Origin of the sequence: Albimonas donghaensis (assembly GCF_900106695.1) — a bacterium.
Classification (GTDB): Bacteria; Pseudomonadota; Alphaproteobacteria; order Rhodobacterales; family Rhodobacteraceae; genus Albimonas; species Albimonas donghaensis.
The window spans coordinates 286,709-301,531 of record NZ_FNMZ01000004.1 but is presented as its reverse complement, the minus strand read 5'-3'; the positions used below and the strand labels follow the sequence as shown (position 1 = coordinate 301,531).

The following is a 14,823-nucleotide window of genomic DNA, read 5'->3' as shown; positions in this document are numbered from 1 at the left end:
CGGCGGGCGTCGCGCGAAATCGAGCCGGAGGGGGCGTCGAGCCCCCTCCGGCTCGCCCGGCCGCGCCCCGTTTCGGGGCGCGGCCTCCGGGGCGCCGGGGCATCGGACGCGCCGGGGCCATCCGGGGGGGGCCATCCGGGGGGCGGGGCCATTGGGGGGCGGGGGGCCATCGGGGCGAAAGGACAGGCCGGCCCGCGGGCCCCCTCAGCCGATCACCGGATCCTCGGCGCGCCAGCGGCAATCCTCGCGGGCGCATACACGGCAGTTGGGCCCCACCGGCTCCGGCGTTTCGCGCGGGCGGGGGGCGTAGACCGTGGCGGCGGCGGCCTCGCCGGGCAGGGCGATCAGGCTCGCCTGCTGCTGGAGCGGGCGGCCCCAGGCCGGGGCCTCCGGCGGCTCGGCCCGGGCCACGAACACCGCGCGCTCGCCCGACGGGAACTCGGCGAGCTGGCGCAGGGTGACGCCGGGCTGGGAGAGCGCGCGGTAAAGCGCCCAGAGCGGGCAGGCCGCGCCGTGGCGGGGCAGGGTGATCTCGGGCAGCAGGCGCCGTTGCAGCGCCACCCCGGCCGCGTTGATCCGCACATAGGCCGCCCGCGGCGCGCCGGTGGCGAGCGAGGGCGCCCCCCCCCCCCCCGAACCGCCGCCCCCCGAACCGCCGCCGATCGCCCCACCGCCGCCGGAGCCGACGCCGCCCGAACCGACGCCCGTCGCCGCGACCCCGCCCAGCGAGGTCAGACGGCGCGCGGCGGCGTCGAAGCTGACCCCGAAGCTCGCCGCCATGGCGTCCAGGTCCCAGCCCAGGCGCCGGCCCGTCTCGGCGAAGGGCGCCACGGGCATCAGCATCGCGTCCACCGCGTATTCGATCAGCGCCGCCTCCGCCCGCCGCCGCGCCGCGCCGTCGCGCAGGCGGGGGCGGGCGTCGATCTCCGCGTCGATGGCGCCGGCCAGCCGCTGGCGGGCCACGGCCTCGCCCAGCGCGCGCCGTCGGACCACCGGGGGCGCCTCGGGCGGGGCCACCGCGGCGCCGCCCCCGGGCAGGGTCGCGCGCAGGGCCCCGTAGATCGCCTCGGGATGCGCGTCCGCCCCGCCGACCGGCTCCGGCGGCTCCAGCGAGGCGAAACGATTGCCGGCATCCAGAAACGCCTCCTCCACGTCCTCCACGGGGGTCGAGGCCTCCGCCCCCTGATGCGCAGCGTCGAAGAAGCGGGCGAGGTTCTCCGAAACTTCCGAGGCGCGGGTGGATTCGGTCAGCAGGATCTCGTGGAAGCGCCGGCGTTGGGCGGGCTCGATGTCGTCCACGCCTTCCAGGATCTCGGAGGTCGAGCGCATGGCGGCCACATGGGTCAGCATCCGGTGCACCGCATCCGACAGGAACGGGTCATGGGTCAGCCGGTCCGACAGCGCCTCCACCGTGCGCGCCGCCTCCCGCCGCGAGGCCCAGGCCCGGGCCAGCGCCCGCCCCCAGCCCGGATGACGGCCCAGCAGGTCGCGGGCGGCGTCGGCGTCCAGCCCGAGGTCGGAATATTCGGGGTCCGCCGCGATCTCCGCCATGCGGTCGGCGAGCCGCCGTTCCACCGCGCCGTCAAGCTCCGAAGGATCGACCCCCAGCGCCCGCGCCGCCCGCGCCGCCAGGTCGGGAGAGGCGCGCCGCTTCTCGCGCTCGATCAGGTTGAGATAGGAGGCGGAGATTCCCATCCGCTCCGCCAGCTCCACCTGGCGCAGGCCCGCGGCGCGGCGGCGTTCGCGGATTCGCAGGCCGATCATGGTGGTGGGCATGGGCGCGGGTCCTCCCGCCAGGGGCGAGTTCCTGTTGCGATGCGAAACGGCCGGCCGGCCCGTTCATCTTGCAGGGCGCAAGCCGTTGCGCCGCGTGCCTTTTTTATGCCGCAAGTTGAGAATTGACAAGTTCGCATGTGCAGCACGTCAAAAATCAACAAAAAAATCCAACAATAACAGGCACTTGTTGACATCTTGAACAACTCGGCCCATGGTCAGCCCCGGGTTCGAGCCCCGACGCGCCGACGCCGCGAGCCAGGGAGGCGACCGCGGCGTCGGCAGGCCAGGACCCCCGGCGATCAGCGTCCCGGGACGCTGATCGGAACGGAACTGGCCGGGTCGCGAAACCCGGTCCTCAACGGGAGGATTACATGACGAAATTCACCATCAGCCGCCGCGGCCTGCTCAAGACCTCCGCGGTCGCGGGCGCCGGCATCGCAGCGCCCATGGTCTGGTCGCGCCCGGCCTACGCCTATACCAACGAGCCGACGGGCGGCACGGTCACCCTCGGCTTCAACGTCCCCCAGACCGGCGCCTACGCCGAGGAGGGCGCGGACGAGCTGCGGGCCTACGAGCTGGCGGTCGAGCATCTCAACGGCGGCGGCGACGGCGGCATGCTCGCCACCTTCTCCTCCAAGGCGCTGAGCGGCTCGGGCATCAACGGCAAGAAGGTGGAGTTCGTCACCGGCGACACCCAGACCAAGTCCGACGCGGCCCGCGCCTCGGCCAAGCGCATGATCGAGCGTGACGGCGCCATCATGATCACCGGCGGCTCGTCCTCGGGCGTCGCCATCGCGGTGCAGGGCCTGTGCCAGGAGATGGGCGTCATCTTCATGGCCGGCCTCACCCATTCCAACGACACCACCGGCAAGGACAAGAAGGCCAACGGCTTCCGCCACTTCTTCAACGCCTACATGTCGGGCGCGGCGCTGGCGCCGGTGCTCAAGGCCCAGTACGGGGCCGACCGCAAGGCCTATCACCTGACCGCCGACTACACCTGGGGCTGGACCCAGGAGGAGTCGATCGCCGCCGCCACCGAGGGGCTCGGCTGGGAGACGGTGAACAAGGTGCGCACCCCGCTGGGCGCGGGCGACTTCTCGCAGTACATCACCCCGGTGCTGAACTCGGGCGCCGACGTGCTGATCCTGAACCACTACGGCCGCGACATGGTCAACTCGCTGACCCAGGCGGTGCAGTTCGGCCTTAAGGACAAGCAGGTCAACGGCAAGCAGTTCGAGATCGTGGTCCCGCTCTATTCCCGCCTCATGGCGCAGGGCGCGGGCGAGGCGGTGAAGGGCATCTTCGGCTCCACCAACTGGCACTGGTCGCTGCAGGACGCGGGCTCCCAGGCCTTCGTGCGCTCCTTCGGTCAGAAATACGGCTTCCCGCCGTCCCAGGCCGCGCACACCACCTACTGCCAGACCCTGCTCTACGCCGACGCGGCCCAGCGCGCCGGGTCGTTCAACCCCTGCGCCATCGCCGAGGCGCTGGAGGACTACCAGTTCGACGGCCTGGGCAATGGCCCGACGCTGTATCGCGCCGGCGATCACCAGTGCTTCAAGGACGTGCTGGTCGTGAAGGGCAAGGACAACCCGACCTCCCAGTTCGACCTTCTGGAAGTCGTGGACGTCACCCCGGCCGAGCAGGTGACCTACCCGGTCGACCATCCCATGTTCGCCGGCGGCGAGCTGGGCAAGTGCAACCCGGGCGCGTGATCCGCGCCTGAGTGCGAAACGTCGGCCGCGCCCCTCGCGCGGTCGGCGTCATCGGGGGTCGTCGGCCGCGGATCTCCTCCCCGTCGCCGGCGATCCCCACCCCGCGAAATCGGTGACCCCCACGAACGGGCCAGCCAACGGGAGCCGGCGCGATGGACGCGATTCTACTCCAAATTCTGAACGGGCTCGACAAGGGCTCCGCCTACGCGATGATCGCGCTGGGTCTGACGCTGATCTTCGGGACGCTGGGCGTGGTGAACTTCGCCCATGGCGCGCTGTTCATGCTGGGCGCCTTCTGCGCCGTGACCATCAACAAGCTGCTGACCCTCCAGAAGATCGTCCTGTCCGACACCGAGAAGACCGCCTGGGGCACGCCGCTGGAGCTGCGCACCCCCTATGCGGAGGCCTGGTTCGGCGACGCCGGGACCTGGCTGATCGACTGGTCGGTGCCGGTCTCGATCGCGCTGGCGCTGCCCTTCATGTTCCTGGTGGGCCTGGTGATGGAGCGCGGTCTGATCCGCCACTTCTACAAGCGCCCCCATGCGGACCAGATCCTGGTGACCTTCGGCCTGGCCATCGTGCTGCAGGAGATCATCAAGGCCTTCTTCGGCGCCAACCCGATTCCCCAGCCCGCCCCCGACACCCTGTCCGGCATGGCCGATTTCGGCGCCGCCTTCGGGATGGAGGCCGGCGTGATCGTCTATCCGCTGTGGCGGCTGGTCTATTTCCTCTTCGCCGCGGCGGTGCTGGGCGCCGTGTTCTGCTTCCTGCGCTTCACCACCTTCGGGATGGTGGTCCGCGCCGGCATGGCGGACCGTGAAACCGTCGGCCTGCTGGGCATCAACATCGACAAGCGCTTCACGCTGATGTTCGGGCTCGCCGCCGTCGTCGCGGGGCTGGCGGGGGTCATGTACACCCCGATCCTGTCGCCCGACTACCACCTGGGCATGGACTTCCTGGTCCTGAGCTTCGTGGTCGTCGTGGTCGGCGGCATGGGCTCGCTGCCCGGCGCGGTCGCCGCGGGCTTTCTGCTCGGCATCCTGCAGAGCTTCGCCTCGATGAACGAGGTCAAGCAGATCCTCCCCGGCATCGACCAGATCATCATCTACCTGGTGGCCGTCGTCATCCTGCTCACCCGCCCCCGGGGCCTGCTGGGCCGCAAGGGCGTGATGGAGGCCTGATCCCATGAACACCAAGACCTCCGACACCCTGCTGCTGATCGTCTTCTCGATCGCGGTGCTCGCCGGCCCGGTGATCCTCGCCCCCTTCGGGGCGGGCTACCCGGACCTCCTGCAGAAATTCGCGATCTACGGGATCTTCGCGATCGGCTTCAACATCCTGTTCGGCCTGACCGGCTATCTCAGCTTCGGCCATGCGGCCTTCCTGGGCGTCGGGTCCTACGCCGCGGTCTGGATGTTCAAGCTGCTGAGCATGAACATCATTCCCGCCGTCATCTTCTCGGTGATCGTGGCGGGGCTGTTCAGCCTGGTCATCGGCTTCATCTCGCTGCGCCGGTCGGGGATCTACTTCTCGATCCTCACGCTGGCCTTCGCGCAGATGTGCTACAACCTCGCCTATTCGGTGCTCACGCCCATCACCAATGGCGAGACCGGGCTTCAGATCACGCTGTCCGACCCCCGCATCCTCGACGCCGCGGCGGAGGGGCAGGCCCCGGCCTCCAATCTCTTCGGGCTGGACATGATCTCGACCTGGGAGACGTCGCTCGCCGGCATGACCCTGCAGTTCAACATGGGCTTCTACGTCTGCGCGCTGATCCTGATCCTGAGCTTCTGGATCTCCATGCGCCTGTTCCGCTCGCCCTTCGGGATGATGCTGAAGGCGGTGAAGTCCAACCAGAACCGGATGAGCTACACCGGGCTCGACACCAAGCCCTACACGCTGGCGGCCTTCGTGATCTCGGGCATGTTCGCGGGCCTGGCCGGCGGGCTGCTGGCGGCGATGGATCCGCTGGCGGGCGCCGAGCGGATGCAGTGGACCGCCTCCGGAGAGGTGGTGCTGATGACCATTCTCGGCGGCGCGGGCACCCTGCTGGGGCCGGTGCTGGGCGCGGGGCTGATCAAGTATTTCGAGAACATCTTCTCGGCGATCAACGACTCGACCCTGCACGGCGTCTTCGCCTTCCTGCCCGACGGGCTCAACAACGCGGTCTCCGCGGTGCTCGGGCTGTTCGTCGGGGAGGGCTGGCACCTGACGCTCGGCCTGATCTTCATGCTGATCGTGACCTTCCTGCCCGGCGGGCTGATCGAGGGCGCCCAGCGCATCGGCCGGCTCTTCACCTCCCGCTCCAAGGCGGACCCGCAGTCCGGCGAGGCGCAGTCGCGTCCCGCCCCCGCAGAGTGAGGGCGCCATGACCCCGATCCTCGAAGTTCAGAGCGTCAACAAGCGCTTCGGCGGCCTCAAGGCGCTCGATGACGTCAACCTCACGGTGATGGAGGGCACGGTCCACGCCATCATCGGGCCCAACGGCGCCGGCAAGTCCACGCTGCTCAACTGTTTCGTCGGGCGTCTCGTGCCCGACACCGGCACGGTGACCTTCGCGGGGCAGAGCCTGATCGGCAAGAAGCCCCACGAGATCAACCAGGCGGGCGTCTCCCGCGTGTTCCAGACCCCGGAGATCTTCGAGGATCTCACGGTGCTGGAGAACGTGATGATCCCGGCGCTGGCGCAGCGCGACGGCGCCTTCCGCCTGCATGGCTGGCACCCGCTGAGCCGGGAGGCGGAGATCCGCGACAAGGCCGAGCGCGCGCTTGCCGACGTGGCCATGGCGGACCGGCGCAACATGCCGTCCGGGTCGCTGTCGCGCGGCGACAAGCGGCGGCTGGAGATGGCCATGTGCCTGGTGCAGGAGCCCCGGCTGCTGCTGCTGGACGAGCCCACCGCCGGCATGGCGCGGGCCGACACCAACGCCACCATCGACCTGCTCAAGCGCATCGGCTCCGAGCGCAACATCACCAAGGTGGTGATCGAGCACGACATGCACGTGGTGTTCAGCCTCGCCGACCGGATCTCGGTGCTGGCGCAGGGCCACGTGATCGTCGAGGACGCGCCCGAGAACATCAAGGGCAACGCCAAGGTCCAGGAAGCCTATCTCGGAGGAGCGCACCTGTGAGCATCGTCGACGACGCCGCCTTCGCCGCGGTCAGGAAAACCCCGAACCCGCGCAGCTCCGGCACGCCGCCGGCCTACTTCTCCGCCTGGGACCTGCACGCCTATTATGGCGAGAGCTACATCGTGCAGGGCGTGAACTTCAACATCCACGAGGGCGAGATCGTCGCCCTTCTGGGCCGCAACGGGGCGGGCAAGACCTCGACCCTGCGCACCATCGCGCGGCTCGACGACCCGGCCCTGAAGCACGGGGAGATCTGGCTGGACCACAAGCCCGTGCATTCGATGAAGGCGCACGAGGCCTCCCAGCACGGCATCGCCCTGGTGCCCGAGGACCGGCGCATCATCGCCGGCCTGACGGTGGAGGAGAACCTCAGGCTCGCCCAGATCGCGCCGCCCATCGGCTGGTCGATCGAACGCATCTACGAACTTTTCCCCCGTCTGGGCGAGCGTCGGATGCAGGAGGGCGTGACCCTCTCGGGCGGGGAGCAGCAGATGCTGGCCATCGGCCGGGCGCTGGCGCGCGACATCAAGCTGCTGCTGCTGGACGAGCCCTATGAGGGCCTCGCTCCGGTGATCGTGCAGGAGATCGAGCGCACGCTGGCCGAGATCAAGAAACTGGGCATCACCACGGTGATCGTCGAACAGAACGCCATCGCCGCCTTGCAGCTTGCCGACCGTGCGATCATTCTCGACATGGGACAGGTGGTGTTCGACGGAACCGCCGAAGCGGTGCTCAACGACGCCGCGCTGCGCCAGGAATATCTGGCGATCTGAGCCGAGGGGCCATCTGACCCTAAAGGATGGGGCGACCTCAACCGCCCCATCCGTTAACGAATGGGCGCGCGACGCCCGACGGCGCGCGTCCGAGAGACATTCAGGAGGACCACGCCCCATGACCGAGACCGTGATTCCGGTGTCCCCCGACGTCGCCAAGAGCGCCTCGGTGACCGCGGAGAGCTACGAGGCGATGTACGCCGCCTCCGTGAAGGACCCCGCCGCGTTCTGGGACGATCACGGGCGGCGCATCGACTGGATCCGCCCCTATTCGACAGTGAAGGCGGTCAACTACGATTACCCCGACGTCTCGATCCGCTGGTTCGACGACGGCACGCTGAACGTGGCCGCCAACTGCATCGACCGCCATGTCGCGACCCGGGGCGACCAGACCGCCATCATCTTCGAGCCCGACGATCCGTCCGAGGCCGCGCAGCACATCACCTATTCCCAGCTCAAGGACGAGGTATCGCGCTTCGCCAACGTGCTGAAGGGGCTGGGGGTCGGCAAGGGCGACCGGGTGGTGATCTATCTGCCGATGATCCCCGTCGCGGCCTACGCCATGCTCGCCTGCGCGCGGATCGGCGCGATCCATTCGGTGGTCTTCGCGGGCTTCTCGCCCGACGCGCTGGCCGACCGGGTCAACGATTCCGAGGCCAGGCTGGTCATCACCGCCGACCACGCCCCCCGCGGCGGCCGCGCCACGGCGCTGAAATCCAATGCCGACAAGGCGCTGCGCCGCTGCAAGGATTCGGTCAAGCTGCTGGTCTGCACCCGCACCGGCGGCCAGATCGACTGGGTCGAGGGCCGGGATTTCCGCTACGAGGACCTGGCCGAGACCGCCTCCGCCGATTGCCCGCCCGAGGAGATGGACGCCGAGGATCCGCTCTTCATCCTCTACACCTCCGGGTCCACGGGCAAACCCAAGGGCGTGGTGCACACGTCAGGCGGCTACCTCGTCTACGCCGCGATGACCCATGAGCACGTCTTCGACTACAAGGACGGCGAGGTCTACTGGTGCACGGCGGATGTGGGCTGGGTCACCGGGCACAGCTACATCCTCTACGGGCCGCTGGCCAACGGCGCCACGACCCTGATGTTCGAGGGCGTGCCCACCTTCCCCGACGCCTCGCGCTTCTGGCAGGTGGTGGACAAGCACAAGGTCTCGATCTTCTACACCGCCCCGACCGCCCTGCGCGCCCTGATGGGCAAGGGCGACGAGTGGGTGACGAAATGCGATCTGTCGTCCCTGCGCATCCTCGGCTCGGTCGGCGAGCCGATCAATCCGGAGGCCTGGTCCTGGTATCACCGGGTCATCGGCAAGGGGAAATGCCCCATCGTCGACACCTGGTGGCAGACCGAGACCGGGGGCATCCTGATCTCCCCGCTGCCCGGCGCGACGCCGCTGAAGCCCGGCTCGGCGACCCGCCCGTTCTTCGGGGTGGAGCCGGTGGTGCTGGACGACCAGGGGAACGAGCTTTCGGGCGCGGTCTCCGGCGTGCTGGCGATCAAGGACTCGTGGCCCGGCCAGATGCGCACGATCTGGGGCGACCACGCGCGCTTCATCTCCACCTATTTCGAGATGTTCAAGGGCTACTACTTCGCTGGCGACGGCTGCCGGCGGGATGAGGACGGCTATTACTGGATCACCGGGCGGGTCGACGACGTGATCAACGTCTCGGGCCATCGCATGGGCACGGCGGAGGTCGAAAGCGCCCTCGTCGCCCATGAGAAGGTCGCCGAGGCCGCGGTGGTCGGCTATCCGCACGACATCAAGGGGCAGGGCATCTACTGCTACGTGACGCTGATGGAGGGGGTCGAGCCCTCCGACGCCCTGAAGACCGAGCTGGCGAACTGGGTCCGGACCGAGATCGGCCCCATCGCCAAGCCCGACGTGATCCAGTGGGCGCCGGGCCTGCCCAAGACCCGTTCCGGCAAGATCATGCGCCGCATCCTGCGCAAGATCGCCGAGAACGACACCGGCAATCTCGGGGACACCTCGACCCTGGCGGAGCCGGCGGTGGTCGACGACCTGGTGGCGAATTCGGTCCACAAGCAGGCCGCGAGCGCCTGAGCGTTCCCGCCTCCGAACCGGGCCGGCCGCGTGATCCACGCGGCCGGCCTTTTTCGTCGGGGGCGCTTTTTTCGTTGACCTAGAATGCCCATTGTCCTGATTTGGCACAATGAGCGATGGACCCTGGAGCGACAACGACAATGACCTGACGGTGGCGGACTACTTCGCCATGCTTGAAGAGGAACGCGCGGGGCGGCGGCTCAACAAGAGCGAGCACAGGCGGGAGCTTTGCGCACGTATCGGTCGGCCGGAAACTGCGATCGAATACAAGCACCGTAACATCAGCGCCATTCTTCAGTCAGCAGGCGAAACACGAATCGCCGGTTACAAGCCGCTGTTCAACTACCAGAGATCGCTCGAAGACGCTGTCGCCCGCTGGCTCGCGCTTCATCCGGATTGGGTTGAACGCCCGCCGGTATGGGATGCTGCGATGCGAATTGGCGGCACCGCCGGCTTCGCGGAGTTTCCCACGCTTTTGTTCCGCGCTGCGCCTACTCTGACCAATCAAGCTCAACCCAAGGAGGCCGAGCAAGCTGAAGCTACGGCGCGCCGCTTCGGGGCGGCGGAGCGGGACGAGCGCAACCGCGCGCTGGGCAGGGCCGGGGAGGAGATGGCGCTGGAGCATGAGCGCGCCGCCCTGCGCACCGTCGGACGGGACGACCTCGCGCGCCGCGTGGACTGGACCTCCCAGACCCGGGGCGATGGCGCGGGCTACGACATCGAGAGCTTCGAGCAGGACGGCCGCCCGCGGCTGATCGAGGTGAAGACCACGCGCGGCTGGAACCGCACGCCCTTCCACATCTCGCGCAACGAGCTGCGGGTCTCCGAGGCGCGCCGCGACGCCTGGGTGCTGATGCGTCTGCACGATATCGACCGCAAGCCGGGCGCGTTCGAATTGCGGCCGCCGCTCGAAAACCATGTGTCGTTGATCGCCACCAGCTACCGGGCCGAATTCGGCTGATCGCGATGACCTGCAAGGTCATTGCTTCGCTGCGCGGGGCGCCCTCCCATGGCCGAAACAACATGGGAGGAGTGGCGAGATGACCGCGAACATGGCCGACCGCATGCCGTTCTCGAAGCTGATGGGCGTCGAGGTGGTCGAGGCGACCAGGGACAAGGTGACGGCGACGCTGGTGATCCGGCCGGATCTCTGCACCGCGGGTCACATCATGCATGGCGGCGCGGTGATGGCCTTCGCCGATGCGGTGGGCGCGATCGGCGCCGTGCTGAACCTGCCCGAGGGCAAGAGCACCACCACCATCGAATCGAAGACCAACTTCCTCGGCGCCGGGCCGGAGGGCGAGACCGTCACCGCCGTCGCCACCCCGGTGAAGATCGGCGCCCGGCTCTCGGTCTGGCAGACCCGGATAACGCGGGCCGACGGCAAGGACGTGGCGCTGGTGACCCAGACGCAGCTGGTGCTCTGACAGGCGGCGCGGGGCGGGGCGGGGTGGCCTCGGCGCCAGGCGCGGGATTTCCCCCACGCGCCCCCTTTCCGCCGCCGCGCCCATCGCCATGATGATCCCTCGGGCCGCATCCCCGCGCCCGTCCGCGCCGGAGATCCCCATGACCGCAACCCCCGACACCTTCGACGCCATCGTCATCGGCGCCGGCATGATGGGCGCCGCCTGCGCCCGCCACATGACCGAGGCCGGGGCGAAGGTCCTGCTGCTCGGCCCGGACGAGCCGGTGTCCCGCGCCACCCACGCCGCCCCCTTCGCCAGCCACCACGATTCGGGGCGCATCACGCGGGCGCTGGACGCGCGCGGCGACTGGGCCCGCCTGTCGCGCCGCGCCATCGGGCGCTATGCGGGGATCGAAGCCGCCTCGGGCATCCCCTTCTTCCGCGAGACAGGGGGCATGATGGCCGGGCCGCTGGACGGCTCCAACACCGGTTTCATGGCCAGCACGCTCGCGGTGGCCGAGGCGCAATCCATCCCCCATGTCCGCTACGAGGGCGCGGCGCTGGCGGAGACCTTCCCCTTCTTCGCCTTCCCCGAAGGCACGGTCGCCCTGCATGAGCCGAGCGGCGCCGGCTGCATCGACCCGCGGGCGCTGGTCCGCGCCCAGATCGCGCTCGCCACGGCGGGGGGCGCCGCGCGCCATGCCTCCCACGTCGTGGCCATCGACGAGACCGCCGGCGAGGCGAGCGTCCGCTGCGCCGACGGGGTCGTGTTCCGCGCGCCCAGAGCGGTGATCGCCGCCGGCGCCTGGTCCCGCGAGTTGCTGCCCCAGCGTCCGAAGATCGACGTCTACGCCCGAACCGTGGCGTTGCTGGAGATCGACGAAGCCGAGCGCGCGCGCCTCGCCGCCATGCCCACCCTGGTATGGGAGCCCGACGATCCCCGCGCCGCCCCCTATCTGCTGCCGCCGCTGCCCTATCCCGATGGCAGGTGGTACATGAAGATCGGCGGCGACCCGATGGATCAGCCCCTGACCACGGATGCCGAGATCGCGGAGTGGTTCCGCACCGAAGGCGACCTCGCGGTGCGCGACAAGCTCACCGAAATGCTGTGCGAGCTGATGCCGGGGCTGCGCTACGCCTCGCTGGGCTCGGCCGCCTGCGTGACCTCGTTCAACGCCTGGAAGGCGCCGCTGATTCATCAGGCGGGAGAGTGTCTTTATGCGGTGACGGTGGGCAACGGCTCGGGCGCCAAATGCTCGGACGAGATCGGCCGACTGGGCGCGCTGCTGGCGCTGGGCGGCGACCTGGCGGCGGAGGGCTACGATTCGGGCTTCGGCCCGGAAGGCTGAGACGGGCGGCCGAGCAGGGGGGCGCGACGGGGAGGGGGCGAGCCGCCTCAGCCGTTCATCAGCTTGGCGACCTGCTCGGCGATCGGGTCGACGGCCAGGGGATGCACCTCGGCCTTCACCGTCTCGGGCGCGTCGACGCGTTTCCACTGGTCGGCCTGGTAGATCTCGAAGGGCCGGAACTTCGCCTTGTAATCCATCTTCGGCGAACCCGGGACCCAGTAGCCGAGATAGACATAGGGCAGACCCGCGGCCCGCGCGATCTCCAGATGGTCGAGAATCATGTAGGTGCCGAGCGAGCGCCGCTCCTCCGCCGGATCGAAGAACGAGTAGACCATCGACAGCCCGTCCGAGAGCACGTCGGTCAGGCAGGCGCCCACCAGCACGTCGGGCCCGCGTTCCCCGGCCTCGCGATCCGGGGCGCGGCGGTATTCGACGACGCGGGTGCGGACCGGCGTCTCCTCGATCATGGCGGAGAACTCGAACTCGTCCATCTCGGCCATGCCGCCATCGGCGTGGCGATGGTCGAGATAGCGGCGGAAGAGCTCGTACTGATCTTCGGTCGCCTGCGCGCCCACGGCGACGCGGGCGAGATCGGCGTTGCGCGCGATCACCCGCCGATGGGTGCGGCCGGGCTGAAAGCCGTCGACGGGGATTCGCGTGGACAGGCAAGCGTTGCAGCCGGCGCAGGAGGGCCGGTAGACGACGCCCTGCGAACGACGAAAGCCGCGCAGCGACAGGAAGTCGTTGACCGCGGCGGCGTCCGGATTGCGCAGGGTGGTGAAGAGCTTTCGTTCCGCCCGGCCCTCGAGATAGGGGCAGGGCTGGGGAGCCGTCACGAAGAACTGCGGCGCGATCTTTCCCTGATGGTGGCTCATGGACCTCTGCGCGAAATGGGGCGTCGAGTCGCGACCCTAGCAGGGGGTCACCGTCTCGTCATCATCGCCGCGATCCCATGGGTGATGGCGGCGGGCGCCCTGCGTCGCGGGCGACACGGATCGACGGACCGGGCGTCGGGGCTTTGCCGCCGTCGGGGGGGCTGCGAACGCGCGCGCGCCCGGCGACCGCGAGGGTCGCCGGGCGCGGCGTCGCCCGCTTGGGGCGGGCGCGTCAGGCGGTGGCTTCGCCGGAAGGCGCCGGCCCGCGGCGGCGTTCGTCCATGAACTGGTCGAACTCGGCCTGGTCCTTGGCGCGGCGCAGCCGCTCCATGAAGTCCTGGAAGGCGGTCTGCTCTTCCTCGAGCCGCTTGAGCGTCTCTTCCTTGTAGCTGTCGAACACGGCGTTGCCGCTCGACTGATAGGCGCCGTGACGGTTGCGCTTCCAGCGCGAGTTGCAGCCCTTGCCCATACGTCCGCTCCAGATCATGTAGAAGAGAAAGGCGAGGCCCAGCGGCCACGCCAGGATGAAGAGGAAGACCATCGCGCCGATCCAGCCGGGTTTGCCCCAGTGGTCCAGCGTGGCCTCGCCTCGTCTCAGAAGATCCTTGATCCTGTCCATTGCTATCCCCGTGTCTCGATGCGCCTTGGCGGCACGATGCGCCCCCATGGCGCGATGTGAATGTAAATCACATTTACATAGATGGGCGATCCGGGCCGCCTTGCAAGAGGCGCCCTCGAATTTTCCACGCATGACCCGGACTGCTCCGTCGCACGCGTGTGCGGGGCGCGTGGCGGGGGCCGGAGCGCGGGGAGGGAGGGCGGCCCGCCTCGCCCGCCCGAAGCGGGGCGGGGTCGGCGGGCCGCCGGATCGCAGGGCGATCCGGGGCGCGGGCGGAACAGGACGGCGAAAACGGAAAACGCCCGCCGGGGGAACCGGCGGGCGTTTTCGATCCGAAGGCGATCCGCGAAGGCGCGGGCCGCGATGGCGGCGTCAGCCGCCCTGGGTCTGAAGATAGGCGACCAGCGCGGCGCGGTCCTCGATCTTCGGAAGGCCGGCGAAGCCCATGGCGGTGCCCGGCGCGAACTTGCGCGGGTTGGCCAGGAAGTGCTGCAGGTTCTCCGGCGACCAGGTGTCGACCACCGCTTCCAGCGCGCCGGAATAGGCGAAGCCGTCCACCGCGTCGACCGCGCGGCCCACGACGCCGTCCAGATGCGGGCCGGTGGCGTTGGTGCCGTCCAGCTTGTGGCAGGCCTTGCACTTGCCGAACACCCGCTCGCCGCGGGCCGGATCGGCCTCGGCCAGAAGGGCGCCGAAATCGACCTGCTCTTCTTCCGTGCCGCCGCCGGATTCCTCGATCTCGAGGGCATAGGCGTAGTCGTGTTCATCGCCGTGTCCGGCGGGGTGGAAAATCTGGTCGGCGAAGAACTGAACGCCGAGATAGATCAGCAGCGAGCCGACCACGGCTCCCATGATCTTGTTGATCTCCATCGAGTCCATAGCGTCCTGACCCCTTTTCAGTCCTGGCCCCGCTTCCGCCGGGGGCCGCCAGGTCGACCCCATCCGCGACAGGCGCGCAGGGTCGGAGCGGTCGCGCCCGGGGCGCGGCTGGGTTGCGATTTCCTAGCCGCTTCCCGACCCCGCCCGCAAGGCGTATAAGGCGCGACCCATTGACCGGAAAGAGGGCGGTTCCAATCCGTTGCAAGACGTCTTGCATCGGCGGCGGAT

General features: G+C 69.3%; 13 protein-coding genes. 9 read left to right on the top strand and 4 right to left on the bottom strand.

The genetic code is table 11. From position 1 onward, the window contains the following. Positions 1–204 precede the first annotated feature (204 nt). Entirely contained in the window at positions 205–1,776 is a 1,572-nt protein-coding gene (locus tag BLV24_RS13475; protein WP_092682581.1) for a short-chain fatty acyl-CoA regulator family protein, read from the bottom strand. A gap of 371 nt (positions 1,777–2,147) precedes the next feature. On the opposite strand from BLV24_RS13475, the gene BLV24_RS13470 reads away from it, so the two are divergent. The 9 genes from BLV24_RS13470 to BLV24_RS13430 all read left to right on the top strand — a co-directional run bounded on the left by BLV24_RS13470 (position 2,148) and on the right by BLV24_RS13430 (position 12,222). Further along, positions 2,148–3,491 (top strand): substrate-binding protein, encoded by a 1,344-nt coding sequence (locus BLV24_RS13470; RefSeq protein WP_092682579.1) that lies wholly within the window; start codon positions 2,148–2,150, stop codon positions 3,489–3,491. Between the two features lie 152 nt (positions 3,492–3,643). Beyond that, positions 3,644–4,672 (top strand): branched-chain amino acid ABC transporter permease, encoded by a 1,029-nt coding sequence (locus BLV24_RS13465; protein ID WP_092682577.1) that lies wholly within the window; start codon positions 3,644–3,646, stop codon positions 4,670–4,672. Positions 4,673–4,676: 4 nt separating this feature from the next. Beyond that, the gene (locus BLV24_RS13460) at positions 4,677–5,852 is read left to right on the top strand and encodes a branched-chain amino acid ABC transporter permease (protein WP_092682575.1); all 1,176 of its coding nucleotides are present in this window, start codon (positions 4,677–4,679) and stop codon (positions 5,850–5,852) included. 7 nt (positions 5,853–5,859) lie between these two features. Then, complete coding sequence (locus BLV24_RS13455) at positions 5,860–6,621, top strand: ABC transporter ATP-binding protein (protein ID WP_092682574.1); 762 nt, start codon at positions 5,860–5,862, stop codon at positions 6,619–6,621. 2 nt (positions 6,622–6,623) lie between these two features. Continuing rightward, entirely contained in the window at positions 6,624–7,394 is a 771-nt protein-coding gene (locus BLV24_RS13450; RefSeq protein WP_176954763.1) for an ABC transporter ATP-binding protein, read from the top strand. Between the two features lie 118 nt (positions 7,395–7,512). Further along, on the top strand, positions 7,513–9,468 hold the full coding sequence (gene acs, locus BLV24_RS13445; RefSeq protein WP_092682570.1) for an acetate--CoA ligase: 1,956 nt from the start codon (positions 7,513–7,515) through the stop codon (positions 9,466–9,468). Between the two features lie 109 nt (positions 9,469–9,577). Then, positions 9,578–10,429 (top strand): protein NO VEIN domain-containing protein, encoded by an 852-nt coding sequence (locus BLV24_RS13440; RefSeq protein ID WP_092682568.1) that lies wholly within the window; start codon positions 9,578–9,580, stop codon positions 10,427–10,429. A gap of 79 nt (positions 10,430–10,508) precedes the next feature. Continuing rightward, positions 10,509–10,895, top strand: a complete 387-nt coding sequence (locus BLV24_RS13435) for a PaaI family thioesterase (protein ID WP_218133409.1) — start codon at positions 10,509–10,511, stop codon at positions 10,893–10,895. A 139-nt stretch (positions 10,896–11,034) separates the two neighbouring features. Beyond that, a complete protein-coding gene (locus BLV24_RS13430) occupies positions 11,035–12,222 on the top strand; it encodes an FAD-dependent oxidoreductase (RefSeq protein WP_176954748.1) in 1,188 nt (395 codons plus the stop codon). A gap of 47 nt (positions 12,223–12,269) precedes the next feature. Here the strand turns inward: BLV24_RS13430 and BLV24_RS13425 are convergent, their stop codons facing one another. The 3 genes from BLV24_RS13425 to BLV24_RS13415 form a co-directional block, all read right to left on the bottom strand. Further along, positions 12,270–13,097 (bottom strand): arginyltransferase, encoded by an 828-nt coding sequence (locus BLV24_RS13425; protein WP_092682564.1) that lies wholly within the window; start codon positions 13,095–13,097, stop codon positions 12,270–12,272. Positions 13,098–13,329: 232 nt separating this feature from the next. Then, positions 13,330–13,716, bottom strand: a complete 387-nt coding sequence (locus tag BLV24_RS13420) for a DUF2852 domain-containing protein (RefSeq protein ID WP_092682562.1) — start codon at positions 13,714–13,716, stop codon at positions 13,330–13,332. Positions 13,717–14,088: 372 nt separating this feature from the next. Further along, the gene (locus BLV24_RS13415; RefSeq protein ID WP_245710561.1) at positions 14,089–14,595 is read right to left on the bottom strand and encodes a c-type cytochrome; all 507 of its coding nucleotides are present in this window, start codon (positions 14,593–14,595) and stop codon (positions 14,089–14,091) included. Positions 14,596–14,823: the final 228 nt, after the last annotated feature.